Origin of the sequence: Nonomuraea salmonea (genome assembly GCF_042428605.1) — a bacterium.
Classification (GTDB): Bacteria; Actinomycetota; Actinomycetes; order Streptosporangiales; family Streptosporangiaceae; genus Nonomuraea; species Nonomuraea salmonea.
This window is the reverse complement of sequence record NZ_JBHMCF010000060.1, coordinates 1-14,216: the sequence shown is the minus strand read 5'-3', so window position 1 is coordinate 14,216 and position 14,216 is coordinate 1. Positions and strand designations below refer to the sequence as shown.

Genomic DNA, 14,216 nt, shown 5'->3' with positions numbered 1-14,216 from the left:
GTACGCACGAGCGGCGCCCTCGGTTCAAGGACTCTCGAAGCGGAGGCGGCAGTGGCCCGAGTGGCAGTCCTGGAGGGCTCGGGCGGCCGCCTGCCTGGCGCGCTCCAGCTCGGCGAGGCGGGCGTCGAAGCGGGCCACCACCGCCTCCAGCCGCCAGCGCTCGCTTTCGCAGGTGGCACCGCCCCCGTCGTGGGCGGTCAGGGCGGCGGTGACCTCGTCGAGGGTGAAGCCCAGCTCCTGCAGGGCCTTGGCGGTGCGGATGCGTTCGACGGCGGCGGGGTCGAACTCGCGGTAGCCGGAGGGGCGGCGCGCGGCGGCGGGAAGGATGCCGCGGCGTTCGTAGAAGCGGACCGTGTCCACGCTGACCCCGGCCTCACGGGCGACCTGACCGATCTTCACGGCATCTCATCCCTTGACTCTGGACCCGGGTCCAGACTCTACGGTTGCCTCCACCGGCGTCACAAGAGGAAGGAAGATCATGGACATCCCCGCCCCCGGCACCCCGGTCGTCTGCGACATGAGCACCGCATCCGACACGCCCCGGCAGCGCCTGGACGAATACCACGAACTGTTCGGCCGGCACCTGATCGCCCGGGAGCGCACCGCCCAGGGCATCCGGTTCCGGCTGCGCGCCGAGCCGGGAGTGGCCGCGTGGGTGCGGGATCTGGCCGCGCGGGAGAAGGCGTGCTGCGCGTTCTTCGCCTTCGACGTCACCGGGACGGGCGAGGAGGTCGTGTGGGACTGCGCGGTCATCGACGACGAGACCGCCCGCGCCGTCCTGGACGAGTTCTACCACCTCACCGACGACCTCGAAGGAGCCATGGAACGTCTCACCGCGAAGGGCCTGTGGATCACCCCGCGGACGAGCACCCCCTGACACCATGCGATGTACTACCTGCCATGACCATCCTGCGCTCGCTGCTGCTGTTCGCCCTGGCCGCCCTCGCCGAGATCGGCGGCGCCTGGCTGGTCTGGCAGGGCGTCCGGGAGCAGCGCGGGCTGCTGTGGATCGGCGCCGGCGTCATCGCCCTCGGCCTGTACGGCTTCGTCGCCACGTTGCAGCCCGACGCGAACTTCGGCCGCATCCTGGCCGCCTACGGCGGGGTGTTCGTGGCGGGCTCGCTGGCGTGGGGCATGGTGGTGGACGGCTTCCGCCCCGACCGCTGGGACGTCATCGGCGCCCTGGTCTGCCTGGCCGGCGTCCTCGTCATCATGTACGCCCCACGCACCTGACCCGGTGAGCGATGATTTCGGGCCGCCGCGCGAGTCCGTACCTGCTGACCGTTGGAAAATATACGAAGAAGGACGATATGACGGACGCACGACGGCAGGCCGCTCCCCCGGACGGCGGCTGGGCGCTGGTGCACGCCGAGCGGGCGGCGCTGGCCGACGACCTGGCGGGGCTGACCGGGGAGCAGTGGGCGACGCCGTCCCTGTGCGCGGGGCTGAGCGTGCGCGAGGTGCTCGCCCACCTCACCTCCGGCGCGAGCCTGAACGGCGTGCGGTGGCTGGCGGGCGTGATCCGGTGCCGGTTCGACTTCGACCGGCAGGTCGCGATGCGGCTGGCCGAGCAGCTGGGCGCGGACGCGAGCGAGACGCTCGGCCGGTTCCGCCGGGTCGTGACCAGCACCACGAAGCCGCCGCTGCCGGTGATCGCGATGCTGGGCGAGACGATCGTGCACGGTGAGGACATCCGCCGGCCGCTGGGCATCCGGCGCGCCTACCCGATCGGCACCCTCACCCGCGTGGCCGAGTACTACCAGGGCACCGACATGGTGCTGCCCGGCAAGAAGCGGATCGCCGGGCTGCGGCTCGCGGCCGGGGACGGCCCGTTCGCGACGGGGTCGGGACCGCTGGTGTCGGGGTCCACGCTGGCGCTGGTGATGGCGATGACCGGGCGGGCGGCGTACTGCGACGAGCTGACCGGCGACGGGGTGGAGGTCCTGCGCGAACGGCAGGGCATGCGGTGATCAGAACGGGACCGCGCCGGATGCGGCGCGGTCCCGTTGCGAGCGGTCCTGTTCAGGTGGTCATTGGGTGGCGCTGGGGATCTTCAGGGGGTCCCGGGGCGCGTCGCTCTTGGCCTGGGCCATCTGCTCGCCCAGCTCCTGCAGCCGCTTGCGGCCCAGGGCCTCGCGGACCTGGGGGAACCACTCCTGTTCCTCCTCCTCGACGTGGTGACGGACGTTCTCCATGAGAACGGTCATCTTCGCGTCGTAGTGCTCGTCGGCGGGGTCGAGCTTCTTGAGCTCCGACAGCATCCAGACGACGACGTGGTGTTCCTCGACGCTCTCCAGGACGTGGTCGTCGGTGTCGGGCACGTCGGCGCGGACGGCCGGGTAGAAGATCGTCTCTTCGATGTACGTGTGCGCGGTCAGCTCTTCGATGACCTGGGCGACGATCTTCTCTTTTTCCTTGTGGGCCTTCGGCCCGGCCTTCTCGAACTGCTTGAACAGCTTCTCCACGGTTTTGTGGTCGTCTTTGAGCAGCACGATGGCGTCCATGGAGCGCTTTCTCCTCAGGGGGTGTGCGGGGGACGTGTTCGTACGGGGGCGGGCCGGCCGCGCGGTCGCGGCCGGACGTGGCCCGCGTGGGGGCCCGGTCGCGCCGGGCGTCAGACGTTGAAGATGCTCACCCCGCCGGGGCCGACCAGCAGTCCGACGACGATGAGGACGATGCCCCAGAGGATGTCGCGGCGGGCCAGCAGCACGTAGACACCGGCGACGACGAGGATGACGGCGAGAATCCAAAGAAGAGTAGCCATGGGACCGCGACTGCCCTGAGGCGGGGCCGGGAAACGGGATCCCGCGCCGGGTGCGGTAACGCTTCGATCACGGCCGAATGCCAAGGTGACCGCTCGGCCAGGTCGGCGTACCGCCATGACCTGCGCGATGTCACTGCGTGTAACTGTTCTCATTCGCATGGTTACGAGATGGTGAGGTCGTCAGATCCGCAGCACTCTCATGGAGGTAACACCCCGATGCGCCGCATCACCACCACCGCCGCCCGCCTGCTGACCGGCCTGGCCGTCGCCGCCGCGGTCACGGCCACCGCGCTCCCCGCCCAGGCCGCGCCGCGCCTGGCGCTGCCGGAGGGCGTCTTCCGGCTCGCCGACGGCCAGCCCTGCCCGTGGGCGACGCTGTGCCTGTACCGGGACTACAACCGCAGCGGCCCCGCGTACGGCGTCCGCGCCGGCTACGACGTCGACCTGTTCGACCTGCCGATGCCCGGCGGCGTCGGCGGCCCGACGGCGGCGAACAACGTCTCCTCCTGGGTCAACCGCACCGGCTCCACCGCCGTCCTGGTCGATCTCCGGCGGCTCAGGATCAGGCTGCTCCTCCCCGGGCGGTCGATCGAGGAGCCGCCCGGCGACAACGACACGGTGGACTTCCTGCGCTGGCGCTGAGCCGCCCCGCGAGCCGCCGCCACCCAGGGACCGGCGGGCGGCGGCACCCCTCACCGCACGCGGTAGCGCATGTGGGCGGCGACGCCCCCGACGGGCGCGCCCAGGGGCTCCAGCTCGGCCCGCACGCCGCCGAACAGCGGCGTCCCCTCGCCCAGCAGGAAGGGCATGACGTGCAGGTGCACCTCGTCCAGCAGGCCCGCCGCGAGCAGGCTCCTGGCCAGGTCCGCGCCCAGCACCAGGACGTCCTTGCCGCCCGCGGCCTCCTTGGCGCGCCGCGCCGCCGCCTCCAGCCCGTCGAAGGAGAACCTGCCGCCGTTGTCGCCGGTGAAGTCCTCCTCGATCCGGTGGGTGACCACGAAGCCCGGTGCGTACGGCCAGGGCGTGCCGCCCCACGGGCGCAGGCCCAGCTCGAACGTGCGGCGGCCGATCAGGGCGGCTCCGACGGACGCGTCCACCTCCTGCCGGATCGCGAGCTCGGCCGCGCCGCCGGGGCCCTCGCCCGCCATCCACGCGTGCAGCCGCTCGCCGCCGTCGCCCATCGGCTCGTCCATCCGTACGTTGGGGCCGGCCGAGAAACCGTCGAGGGAGATCGACACGTCCAGCACGATCCTGCTCATGGTGCACCTTCTTCGCTCCGACCGGCGCCGCCTCTCGGCTCCGTCACCCTGTAGTCGGAGCCGTCCCAGCCGCCTCTACACGCCGGCCGAAGTTTTTTTCTCAGAGCGCGAGACTCACGGTCAGTTCCTCGCACAGCGCCCAGACGGCGTCCTGAGCCCGGCGGTCGAGCGCGGCGGCCGGCCAGTCCGTACGCCGGCACTTCGCGTCGAAGTACGCCCCGTTCACGCCCTCCACCTCGGGGCTCGACGCGAGGTGGATGCTGGAGCGGGCCGGTTTCGCCAGGTCGGCGAGGAGCCGGGGCGCGGCCAGGCGCAGGAGCGGGACGAGCGGGCGGTAGGCGTACGGGAAGCCGGCCGTGGTCATCGACCGGTTCATCGGGGTGTGGGCGTGGCCCGGGTAGGCGACGTTCACCGTGACGCCGGTGCCGGCCACCTGCTCGGCGAAGCGCAGGCTCATCGCCATCAGCATCGTCTTGGTGTGGTTGTACTGGCTGAACGTCCAGCCCAGGTAGCGGCGCTCGGCTTGCAGGTCGCCCGGGTCGATCGGGGTGCCGGGGATGCCGCCGGTGAGGTTGACCACCCGGCCGGTCAGCAGCGGCAGCAGCAGGCGGGTCAGCGTGTACGGCGCCAGCACGTGGGCGGCGAACGTGAGCTCCACGCCGTCCTCGGTGAGGGTGCGGCGCGGCGGGTGGGCGCCGACGTTGTTGACCAGCACGTCGAGGCGGTCGCAGCGGGCGGCCACGTCGGCGGCGAGCCTGGTCAGGTCGCGCAGGCGGGTGACGTCGGCGGCGATGGCCTCGGTCCTGCCGCCGATCTCGGCGGCGGCCTGCCGCGCCCGTGAGAGGTCGCGGCCGACCAGGATCACCCGGGCGCCCAGTGCGGCGAGGCCGCGTGCGGTCTCCTTGCCGATCCCGCCGGTGCTGCCGGTGATCAGGACGGTCTTGGGGGTTCCATCGCTTGAGAGCATGAGCCCAAATATGACACCGAGTGCCACACATGGCAACTGGTGTAGGGTGTGTGGTCATGGAAGGTCTGCGAGATCGCACCAGGCGTGCCGTCCGCGCCGAGCTGGCCGGGCGGGCGCTTGAGCTGTTCACCGAGCGCGGGTTCGACGAGACGACCGTCGACGACATCGCCAGAGCGGCCGGGCTGTCGAAGCGCAGCTTCTTCCGCTACTTCCCGGCCAAGGAGGACGTGCTGTTCGGCGGCGTCGAGGCGCTGGCCGAGCAGGTGGCCGCCGAGATCGCCGCGCGGCCCGCCGGCGAGGGGCCGTGGGAGTGCCTGCACGCGGTGCTGCGCGACTGGGAGGCGCGGATCAACACCCAGATCGAGGTGATGCGGCTGATCGAGGACACACCGGCGCTGCGTACCAGGCTGCTGCAGAAGCGCGACGAGGCGCGCGGCCGGATCATCGAGGCGCTGACCGGGCGCGGGGTGCCGGAGCTGGAGGCCGACCTGGCGGCGGCCGCGGCCGGGGCCGCGCTCGACACGGTGGCCCGCGAATGGCTGCGCACCGGCGGCTCCGCCGACAGGACCGCGCTGACGGACCGCGTCTTCACGATGCTCCGCCCCGCCTTCCTCGCCCCAGGCACGGATCGGCCGTCCTGAGCGCGCCTCACCGCACGGGCGCGCCCTTGCGGCGGCGTGCCTTCAAGGCCGCCTCCGAAGGCGGTCAGACGTTCAGGACCGCTGTGCGGGTGTGGCCGCGGGTGCCGGCGACCTCGACCTTGAGCGCGCCCTTCGACCGGCGCACGCCCCGGTCGGCCTTCCTGATCGACTTGATCCGCCAGGGCAGCGTGAGCTTGAGGTCGTCGGCGGTCCTGGAGGGGTCGGCGACGGCGAGGCGCACCTGGAACTGGTCGCGGCGCATCACCACCGCGCACGGCCCGTCGGCGCTCAGCGGGCCCTCGTCGGTCTCGACCGTCCCGGCCCGCCAGAACACGGCGGCCACCAGGTTGTCACGATAGATGGCCTGAACGGTGCCGGAGTTGGCGAGGATCTTGACACGGCCCTGGTAGGCGGCGGTCTGGTTGGCCGAGGCGTCGGGCAGCACGGCGTAGGCGTAGCGGGCCTTGCGCGGGTCCACGCCGTGGTCGAGCAGGATCGTCGTGTAGTGCCGGGTGACGGGCGTCGAGTCGCCGCCGGTCGTGGCGCCCTTGTCGATGTCGCGCCAGCGCCCGGTGCGCTTCTCGCGCAGCACCTTCGGCTTGGCGCCGTCGAGCAGCGCGTACCCGCCGACGCCGGCCAGGTGCACCCAGCCGTCGCCCTTGGAAAGGGCCGGGTGGGCGCCGTGGGTGTTGCGGTTCTCGACGACGGTCTCGACGCGGCGGCCGTCGGAGGCGGTGATGCCGGTGCCGAGCGCGATCACGGCGTCGTCGAGCAGGAACCAGGCCTTCTTGGCCCGCAGCGAGGATCCGTCGCCGATGAGCTTCATGACGGCCAGGCCGTACTCGCCGTCCAGCGCCACCCCGCCCGCCCACGGGGTCGCCGGGCGGCGGCGGGTGCCGTGGCGCAGGTCGCCGCGCTTGCGGCGGTCGACGGTCGTGCCGGGCAGCCGGTACGGGTCGATCGTCGGCCACAGCTCGTCGTTCCAGTGGGTGAGGTCGGCGGTGTAGAGGTAGGTCATGCCGTCGCCGGTGTACCAGCCGTGCAGGTTCTCCCTGTTCATGGCCTCGACGGCGCCGATCCGCCGCGAGCTCATGGCGATCGCGTACGCCCACGTGGGCCGGCGGTGCACGACCCGGTCCATGTCGGCGAAGACGTACGTGCCGGTGGTGCGCGGCCCGACCGGCACCGACGGATCACGCAGCAGGGCGTCCGCCCGCGCGATGCTCGCCAGCGGCGCGACCGCCTGGTACGGCACGGCCTGGTTGCGGGTCAGCCAGCCCTTGACCAGGGGCCGCCACCGTTTCGCGTGCTTCTCGGGCGCCGTGTCCAGCAGGGTCAGGATGGCCTCGATCGTCTTCTGGCCCGAGTGGTGGTCGCGGTGGCCCTGCACGGAGATCTGCCGCCCGCGTACGCAGTCCATCATCAGCCCGTCGAAGACGAACGGCACGAAGGAGCGGTCCACGAGGTCGTACACCGCGTCGATGCGGCCGATCTGCCAGGGCGAGCGGGCGAGCATGGCGATCAGCCTGGCCACGCTCTCCAGATAGTCGACGCCGTAGCTGCCGGTGTAGGGGTAGATGTCGTGCTGGATGAACGACCCGTCGCGGTAGAACCCGTCGCCCGGCCCCCGGGTGAGGCGCAGCAGGTCGGAGACGGCGTCCTTGGCCTTCCTGACGAGCCGGGCGTCGTGGGTGAGCAGGCCGCGCATGGCGACGGCCATGGCCTTGCCGGCCCGGTTGGCGCCGGTCTCGATGACGCCGGGGTGACTGATGCGCCGCTCGGGGTCGGGGCACCAGCGGCGCAGCGGGCGCAGCCACCGGTCGAGCCGGTCCTTGGGCAGGCCGTCGTAGAGCAGGGCGCAGGTGTCGGTCAGGGCGCGGGGGACGCCGATCTCCCACCAGTACCAGTTGCTGCCGCGCCGGCCGATGCGCTCGTTGTAGGCGTGCTCGTACAGGAAGTCGAGCGCTTTGACGGCGGTCTCGGCGACCTGGGCGTCGTGGTGCAGGGCGGTGCCGGGGGTGGCCCAGCCGATCGCCAGCGTGCGCATGCGGTTGTAGGAGCGGTTGAAGTTGCCGCTGTTCGGGTCGCCGAGCGGCAGGTCGGGCCAGAGGCTGGGGCGACGCGCGTCGGGCTTGAGCTTGCGCAGCACGGCCCTGGCCGAGCCCTCGACGGCCCTGGTCTTGTCGGCGTAGGCGGGGTCGTACGACGTGCCGGCCAGCAGGCTCACCCACCGGCGGCGGGCGGTGTCGAAAGCCGCCGCGTCCACCACGCTCGCCCCGGCTCTGCCCTCGAGAGCCAGGCCGGCCACGGCCGCGGCGCCGAGCAGAGCGGAGCGGCGGCTGAGCGGGTGGGTCATATGGGCCTTTCCGGGCAGCTTTCGAACGTAGCGATCATATGTCGTCATCAGGTCCGGCCGTTCCGGCTCCGTACGGGGTCAGGACGGCCTCCTGTATCCTCTGGTGCATGCCCGCCGACCCGCCAGCACCGATGGGCCAGGACATCGCACAGTCCTACCGGGGGCTGCTCACCGAGCGCATCGCACGCCAGCTGGAGCACGGCATCCGCTCCGGCGAGATCCAGGTGGGCTCCAAGCTTCCCTCCGAGCGTGAGCTGGCCGCCCAGTTCGGGGCCAGCCGCAACGTCGTACGCGAGGTGCTGCGCCGGCTGGAGGCCCAGCACCTGATCGAGGTGGCGCCGGGCCGTGGCTCGTTCGTCAGGGAGCAGACCTCCCAGCACGCCCGCCACTACGACGCCCTCTACCGCGCGGGCCGGCCGACGGTCCGCCAGCTCATCGAGGCGCGCATCCCGCTGGAGGTCGAGATCGTCGGGCTGGCGGCCGAGCGGGCCGACGAGGCGCAGCTCGCGGTCATCAAGCAGGCCAACGACGCGCTGCTCAAGGCCACCGACGTCGTCGACAAGGCCCATGCCGACCTCGACTTCCACGACGCGATCGCGCAGGCCAGCGGCAATCCGGTGCTGCGCATCATGCTGTCGTCGATCAGCGGCATGATGTTCGAGATGATGCTGCGCTCCCACTCCGACCCCGGCATCGGCGAGCCGGGCGTGCCGCACCACCCCGAGATCTACGCGGCGATCGCCGCCCGCGACGTCGAGCGGGCCCGCGACCACATGCGCGAGCACCTCACGCTGGGGCTGCGCACCTACGGCGCCGACCTCGACGTGAGCGTCGACGTGATGGCCAGGCAGCACATCGAGGCGCTGCTGAGCCAGGCCGCCCACCGCCGCTGACCTCCCCTGTCTCCCGTCACCGGGGGGTGGCGATCGGTGACGATGGACTGCTATGGTCCGACTGGTCCTACCAGTTGGACCACGCAGAGGACGTACCGATGCAGAAAGCCGATCCATGAACGACCACCCCCTCAGCCGCCCTGTGAGCCGGCGGGCGTTCGGCAGGCTCGCCGCGGCGGCCGCCGTCTCCCTGGGCGGCACGGCGCTCGCGGGCTGCTCGTCCGGCGGCGGCAAGCCCTCGGCGAACACGCCGCTGCGCGTCATGGCGGTCAACCACGTCTGGTCGCAGGCCGTCGCGAAGCTGCTGCCCGAGTTCGAGGAGCGGATCGGGCGGCGGGTGTCGATGACGCTGCTCACCTCCGACCAGCTCGCCAACAGCTACAACGTCAAGCTCAACGCCTCGGCGGCCGACATCGACGTGATGATGGTCCGCGCGCTGCAGGAGCAGCTGCTCTTCGCGCACAACGACTGGCTGGCCGACCTCACCGGCCTCGTGACGGGCGACGCCGCCTTCGCCTGGAACGACTTCCTCCCGGCGACCCGCGAGCGCTCCGTCAGCGCGCGCAAGGTGCTGAGCGTCCCCGTGGTGACCGAGCGGCCCGCCCTCTACTACCGCAAGGACCTCACCTCACCGCCCGGGACGCTGGACGAGCTGATGGAGCAGGCGCTGCGCTTCGCCGGGCGCGGCGACGGGTTCTTCGGCTTCGTCGGCCGCGGCCAGCGCGCCGGCGCGGTCAGCATGTGGTCGAGCTTCCTGTACTCCTTCGGCGGCGACTTCACCGTCGACGGCCGCTCCGGCATCGCCACCCCCGAGGCCATCGCCGCGTACGAGTACTACGGCCGCCTGCTGGAGCAGGCCGGGCCGCCGGGAGCCACCAACATGAGCCTCGAACAGGCCATGCCGATCTTCGCCCAGGGCAAGGCGGCCTTCTACGTGGACGCCGACGCCATCTACACCAACTTCCTCGACCCCAAGATCTCGACCGTGCAGGACAAGGTCGGCTTCGCCCCCTTCCCCGCCGGGCCCGCCGGGGCGCGGCCGTTCAACATCCCGTCCTGGAGCCTCGGCGTCAGCCGGTTCTCCCGGCTGCGCGACGAGGCCTGGCAGTTCATCCGCTGGGCGGCAGACCCCGAGATGGTCAGGCGCATGCAGGCCGACGGCATCCCCGGCGCCCGCCAGTCGGCCTGGTCCGACTCCGCCACGCTCGCCGCGTTCCCCGCCGACCTGGCCAAGGCCATGCGGCGGCAGGCGGAGATCGGGCTCGGCATCGACCGGCCCGACGTGCTGCAGGTGGGCAGGGCCCGCGACATCGTCGGCCGCCCGCTGGTGGCCGGCATCCTCGGCGAGCCGGTGGCGCCGATCGCCCGGGAGGCGGACGCCGAGTTCGCCGACTTCCTCGTCCGCGACAACCGCCACAGGGAGGGCTGATGTCGGTCACCTCCGCCGCGGCACGCCGCCCCGCGACCGCTCGCGGCGCACGCCCGCAGCGCTCGTTCGAGCAGGCCAATCGGCGCCTGAAGTGGACGATGCTGACGCCGGCGCTCGCCTTCGTCGGCCTGATGATCGTCTTTCCGCTGATCTTCACGCTCAACCTGGCCTTCACCGACGCGTTCGGCGCGGTGAACGCCGGCAAGGGCTACGTCGGGCTGCGCAACTTCACCGACGCGCTCACCGACGTGCGCCGCTTCTGGCCGGCCGTCGGGCGCACCGCCGCCTTCACGGTGGGCGCGGTGATCATCGAGACCGTGCTCGGGCTGGCTCTTGCCATGCTGATGCGCAGGCCGTTCAGGGGCAGCAGGTGGGTGCGGACGATCCTCATCATCCCGCTGCTGACCACGCCGGTCGCGGTCGGCATCCTGTGGCTGCTCATCCTCGACCCCACCAACGGCATCGCCAACCACCTGCTGGCCTCCGTCGGGCTGCCGCCGCAGGAGTTCCTCGGCTCGGTCGGCCAGTCGCTGCCGGTCCTCATGCTGATCGACGTCTGGCAGTGGACGCCGATGATGACGCTGCTGCTGCTCGCCGGCCTCACCACGCTGCCGGCCGAGCCGGCGGAGGCCGCGCACGTGGACGGCGCGGGCCGCTGGCAGCGCTTCCGCTTCGTGGTGCTGCCGATGCTCTTCCCCACGCTGGCCACCGCCCTGATCCTGCGCGCCATCGACGCGCTGAAGACCTTCGACATCCTGTACGCCACCAAGGGGCCAGGCGGCGGCTCCGACTTCGAGGTCGAGACCCTCAACGTCTACGCCTACGGCCTGACCTTCGACTACCAGGAGTACGGCCTGGCCTCGGCCGTGCTGGTCCTGTTCACCCTCGCCATCGCCGGAGTGGTGGTCCTGCTCCGCCGCCGTCCGGGAAGGAAGTCCGCATGATCGCCGCCGGCTCCGGGCGCCGCGCCCTGCCGTGGCTGCGGGGCGCCCTCATCACGATCGTGTGCCTGATCTTCGTGCTGCCGATCGTGTGGTTGTTCGCCGCCGCGTTCAAGACGAACGTGCAGGTCACCGATCCCACGGTGGGCCTGATCTTCTCCCCCACGCTGGACAACTTCCGCAACGTCCTGGCCGACGGCGAGGTGGTGGCGGCGCTGCGCAACTCGCTGATCGTCGGCGTGGTCTCCACCGTGCTGTCGGCGATCATCGCGGTGCCCGCCGCGTGGGCGGTCGGCCGGTTCAGGATGCACCGCACCGGCTCGCTGGTGCTGGTCGCGCGGATCGTGCCGGCCATCTCGCTGCTGGTGCCCTGGTACTACCTGTTCGCGCAGGCCGGGCTGGTCGGCAGCTACACCGTGCTGGTGCTCAGCCACATGTTCGTCTCCGTGCCGCTGATCCTGTGGATCATGATCGGGTTCTTCGAAGGGCTGCCGATCGAGCTGGAGGAGGCCGCGCGTACCGACGGGCTGAGCGTCTTCGGCGCGTTCTGGCGCATCGCGCTGCCGCTGGCCGCGCCCGGCACCACCACCGCGTCGGTGCTGGCGTTCATCTTCAGCTGGAACAACTTCATGTTCGCGCTGATCTTCTCCGACGAGGACACCCAGACCGCGCCGGTGACCCTGTTCCACTTCATCTCCTACGCCAGCACCGACTGGGGCGGCCTGATGGCCGCCGCGTCCCTCATGACCGTGCCGGTCGTCATCGTCGCCGTGCTCGGGCAGAAGTACCTCGTCGCCGGGCTGACCGCCGGGGCCACCAAGGGCTGAGGCCCCCTCTTTCACGAAAGGCAGAGCATTGAAGATCGTCGACGCCAAGGTGGTCCTGACCAGCCCGGGCCGCAACTTCGTCACGCTGAGGATCGAGACCGACGAGGGCGTCACCGGCCTCGGCGACGCCACGCTCAACGGGCGCGAGCTCGCCGTCGTCAGCTACCTGACCGACCACGTCGTGCCGCTGCTGCTGGGCACCGACCCGCACCGCATCGAGGACACCTGGCAGTCGCTCTACCGGGGCGCGTACTGGCGACGCGGTCCCGTCACGATGGCCGCCATCGCCGCCGTGGACGTCGCCCTGTGGGACATCAAGGCCAAGGTCGCCGGGCTGCCGCTCTACCAGCTGCTGGGCGGCGCGAGCAGGGAGCGGGTCCGCACCTACGGGCACGCCTCCGGCCGCGACCTGCCCGAGCTGTTCGACTCGATCAGGGCCCGCCTCGAACAGGGCTACCAGGCGATCCGCGTGCAGACCGGCGTACCGGGGCTCAAGCGGGTGTACGGCGTCCGGCACACCGTGGACACCGCCGCAGGGCCGCGTCCCGTGGTCGAGGACTGGGACACCGCCGCCTACCTGCGCAGCCTGCCCAAGGTCTTCGACGCCGTGCGACAGGAGTTCGGCCCCGACCTGCCGCTGCTGCACGACGCCCACCACCGCCTCACCCCCATGCAGGCGGCCCGGCTGGGCAAGGACCTGGAGCCGTACGACCTGTTCTGGCTGGAGGACTGCACGCCCGCCGAGAACCAGGAGGGCCTGCGGCTGGTGCGCTCCCACACCACGACGCCGCTGGCCATCGGTGAGGTCTTCAACACCGTCTACGACTACAGGACGCTGATCGGCGAGCAGCTCATCGACTACGTGCGCTCCGCCGTCACCCACTTCGGCGGCGTGTCACCGCTGCGCAAGCTGTTCGACTACGCCGCCCAATACCAGATCAAGACCGCCGTCCATGGGCCCGAGGACATCTCCCCCGTCGGCATGGCCGCCGCGATCCACCTGGACCTCGCCGTGCACAACTTCGGCATCCAGGAGTACGCCGGCTACACCGAGGCGACCGAGGCCGTCTTCCCGCACGCCTACACCTTCACCGACGGGCACCTGCACCCGGGCGAGGAGCCCGGGCTCGGCGTGAGCCTGGACGAGGAGCGGGCGGCGGCGCATCCGTACGAGGCGGCGTACCTGCCGATCAACCGGCTCCAGGACGGCACGATCCACGACTGGTGAGAGGATCAGGCAAGAACCGGCGAGGATCGATCTAGGGTTTCCCCTGGTCGCACCGCTTGAATGGAGTCATCCCAAGCAAGCGGTGAAAGGACCATCATGAAAGTCGCGATCGTCACGGGCGCCAGCTCCGGCATCGGCAGGAGCGCCGCGATCGAGCTCGCCAGGCGCGGCGCCGGCGTCGTCCTCACCTACGGCGGCAACGTCCAGGGCGGGCTCGACACCGTCGCCGCCATCGAGAAGGAGGGCGGCACCGCCGTCGCGCTGCCGCTCGACCTCGGCGACACGAGCACGTTCCCGGCCTTCCGCGAGAGCGTGGCCGCCGCGCTGCGCGACACGTGGGGCCGCGGCACGTTCGACGCGCTGGTGAACAACGCCGGTCAGGCCGAGGCGGCGCTGTTCGAGGACACCACCGAGGAGATGTTCGACCGGCTGACGCGGGTCCTGCTCAAGGGCCCGTACTTCCTGACCCAGCAGCTGCTGCCCCTGCTCGCCGACGGCGGCGCGATCGTCAACACCGGCAGCAGCTCGACGGCGACGGCCGGTCTCGAGCCCGGCTACTCGGTGTACGGCTCGATGAAGGGCGGACTCGACGTGCTGACCCGCTACATGGCCAAGGAGTTCAGCGTGCGCGGCATCAGGGTCAACTGCGTCTCCCCCGGCCCGACCCGTACCCGGTTCGCCGGCGACGCCTTCAGCCGCTTCCCCGAGCTGGCCGCGCCGCTCGCCGCGCGTACGGCCCTGGGCCGGATCGGCGAGCCCGGCGACATCGGCGCCATGATCGCCGCCCTTGCCTCCGAGGAGGGGCGCTGGGTGACCGCGCAGGTCCTCGAGGTGTCGGGCGGATTCAACCTCTAGGTCGTGTTTCAGAAGTGACCTGAGTGGCGATCGCTCGGTGTGTCGTAGATCGACAA

At 71.4% G+C, this 14,216-nt stretch carries 17 protein-coding genes; 11 read left to right on the top strand and 6 right to left on the bottom strand.

What is annotated here, in order from left to right; translation table 11 throughout:
* Positions 1 to 24: 24 nt before the first annotated feature.
* Positions 25 to 399 (bottom strand): MerR family transcriptional regulator, encoded by a 375-nt coding sequence (locus ACFFR3_RS47050; RefSeq protein WP_345405642.1) that lies wholly within the window; start codon positions 397 to 399, stop codon positions 25 to 27.
* A gap of 79 nt (positions 400 to 478) precedes the next feature.
* Here ACFFR3_RS47050 and ACFFR3_RS47045 point away from each other — a divergent pair, with 79 nt between their 5' ends.
* The 3 genes from ACFFR3_RS47045 to ACFFR3_RS47035 all read left to right on the top strand — a co-directional run bounded on the left by ACFFR3_RS47045 (position 479) and on the right by ACFFR3_RS47035 (position 1,970).
* Positions 479 to 877, top strand: a complete 399-nt coding sequence (locus tag ACFFR3_RS47045) for a hypothetical protein (RefSeq protein WP_345405639.1) — start codon at positions 479 to 481, stop codon at positions 875 to 877.
* A 23-nt stretch (positions 878 to 900) separates the two neighbouring features.
* Positions 901 to 1,233, top strand: coding sequence for a YnfA family protein (locus ACFFR3_RS47040; protein WP_345405636.1), 333 nt, complete (start codon positions 901 to 903; stop codon positions 1,231 to 1,233).
* Between the two features lie 77 nt (positions 1,234 to 1,310).
* The gene (locus ACFFR3_RS47035) at positions 1,311 to 1,970 is read left to right on the top strand and encodes a maleylpyruvate isomerase family mycothiol-dependent enzyme (RefSeq protein WP_345405633.1); all 660 of its coding nucleotides are present in this window, start codon (positions 1,311 to 1,313) and stop codon (positions 1,968 to 1,970) included.
* 60 nt (positions 1,971 to 2,030) lie between these two features.
* On the opposite strand, the gene ACFFR3_RS47030 is transcribed toward ACFFR3_RS47035, so the two are convergent.
* Complete coding sequence (locus ACFFR3_RS47030; RefSeq protein WP_364372361.1) at positions 2,031 to 2,504, bottom strand: hemerythrin domain-containing protein; 474 nt, start codon at positions 2,502 to 2,504, stop codon at positions 2,031 to 2,033.
* A 110-nt stretch (positions 2,505 to 2,614) separates the two neighbouring features.
* Entirely contained in the window at positions 2,615 to 2,764 is a 150-nt protein-coding gene (locus ACFFR3_RS47025; protein WP_345405630.1) for a GPGG-motif small membrane protein, read from the bottom strand.
* 216 nt (positions 2,765 to 2,980) lie between these two features.
* Here ACFFR3_RS47025 and ACFFR3_RS47020 point away from each other — a divergent pair, with 216 nt between their 5' ends.
* A complete protein-coding gene (locus tag ACFFR3_RS47020; protein WP_345405625.1) occupies positions 2,981 to 3,406 on the top strand; it encodes a peptidase inhibitor family I36 protein in 426 nt (141 codons plus the stop codon).
* A gap of 50 nt (positions 3,407 to 3,456) precedes the next feature.
* Here the strand turns inward: ACFFR3_RS47020 and ACFFR3_RS47015 are convergent, their stop codons facing one another.
* Together ACFFR3_RS47015 and ACFFR3_RS47010 are read right to left on the bottom strand one after the other, a co-directional pair.
* Entirely contained in the window at positions 3,457 to 4,023 is a 567-nt protein-coding gene (locus ACFFR3_RS47015) for a dihydrofolate reductase family protein (RefSeq protein ID WP_345405622.1), read from the bottom strand.
* A 100-nt stretch (positions 4,024 to 4,123) separates the two neighbouring features.
* Positions 4,124 to 4,990: an SDR family NAD(P)-dependent oxidoreductase gene (locus ACFFR3_RS47010; protein WP_364372357.1), complete on the bottom strand. Its 867-nt coding sequence runs from the start codon at positions 4,988 to 4,990 to the stop codon at positions 4,124 to 4,126.
* Positions 4,991 to 5,046: 56 nt separating this feature from the next.
* Here ACFFR3_RS47010 and ACFFR3_RS47005 point away from each other — a divergent pair, with 56 nt between their 5' ends.
* Entirely contained in the window at positions 5,047 to 5,631 is a 585-nt protein-coding gene (locus tag ACFFR3_RS47005; RefSeq protein ID WP_345405616.1) for a TetR family transcriptional regulator, read from the top strand.
* Between the two features lie 64 nt (positions 5,632 to 5,695).
* On the opposite strand, the gene ACFFR3_RS47000 is transcribed toward ACFFR3_RS47005, so the two are convergent.
* A complete protein-coding gene (locus tag ACFFR3_RS47000; RefSeq protein WP_364372354.1) occupies positions 5,696 to 7,987 on the bottom strand; it encodes a polysaccharide lyase 8 family protein in 2,292 nt (763 codons plus the stop codon).
* Between the two features lie 107 nt (positions 7,988 to 8,094).
* Here ACFFR3_RS47000 and ACFFR3_RS46995 point away from each other — a divergent pair, with 107 nt between their 5' ends.
* The 6 genes from ACFFR3_RS46995 to ACFFR3_RS46970 all read left to right on the top strand — a co-directional run bounded on the left by ACFFR3_RS46995 (position 8,095) and on the right by ACFFR3_RS46970 (position 14,160).
* Complete coding sequence (locus ACFFR3_RS46995; protein WP_345405610.1) at positions 8,095 to 8,880, top strand: FadR/GntR family transcriptional regulator; 786 nt, start codon at positions 8,095 to 8,097, stop codon at positions 8,878 to 8,880.
* Positions 8,881 to 8,995: 115 nt separating this feature from the next.
* Positions 8,996 to 10,309: an ABC transporter substrate-binding protein gene (locus ACFFR3_RS46990; RefSeq protein WP_379485288.1), complete on the top strand. Its 1,314-nt coding sequence runs from the start codon at positions 8,996 to 8,998 to the stop codon at positions 10,307 to 10,309.
* Positions 10,309 to 11,253, top strand: coding sequence for a carbohydrate ABC transporter permease (locus ACFFR3_RS46985; protein WP_345405601.1), 945 nt, complete (start codon positions 10,309 to 10,311; stop codon positions 11,251 to 11,253). The genes ACFFR3_RS46990 and ACFFR3_RS46985 overlap by 1 nt, the downstream gene beginning before the upstream one ends.
* Positions 11,250 to 12,077, top strand: a complete 828-nt coding sequence (locus ACFFR3_RS46980; protein ID WP_345405598.1) for a carbohydrate ABC transporter permease — start codon at positions 11,250 to 11,252, stop codon at positions 12,075 to 12,077. The genes ACFFR3_RS46985 and ACFFR3_RS46980 overlap by 4 nt, the downstream gene beginning before the upstream one ends.
* Before the next feature lie 28 nt (positions 12,078 to 12,105).
* A complete protein-coding gene (gene manD, locus ACFFR3_RS46975; RefSeq protein ID WP_364372345.1) occupies positions 12,106 to 13,305 on the top strand; it encodes a D-mannonate dehydratase ManD in 1,200 nt (399 codons plus the stop codon).
* Between the two features lie 96 nt (positions 13,306 to 13,401).
* Positions 13,402 to 14,160, top strand: a complete 759-nt coding sequence (locus tag ACFFR3_RS46970; protein ID WP_345405592.1) for an SDR family NAD(P)-dependent oxidoreductase — start codon at positions 13,402 to 13,404, stop codon at positions 14,158 to 14,160.
* Positions 14,161 to 14,216: the final 56 nt, after the last annotated feature.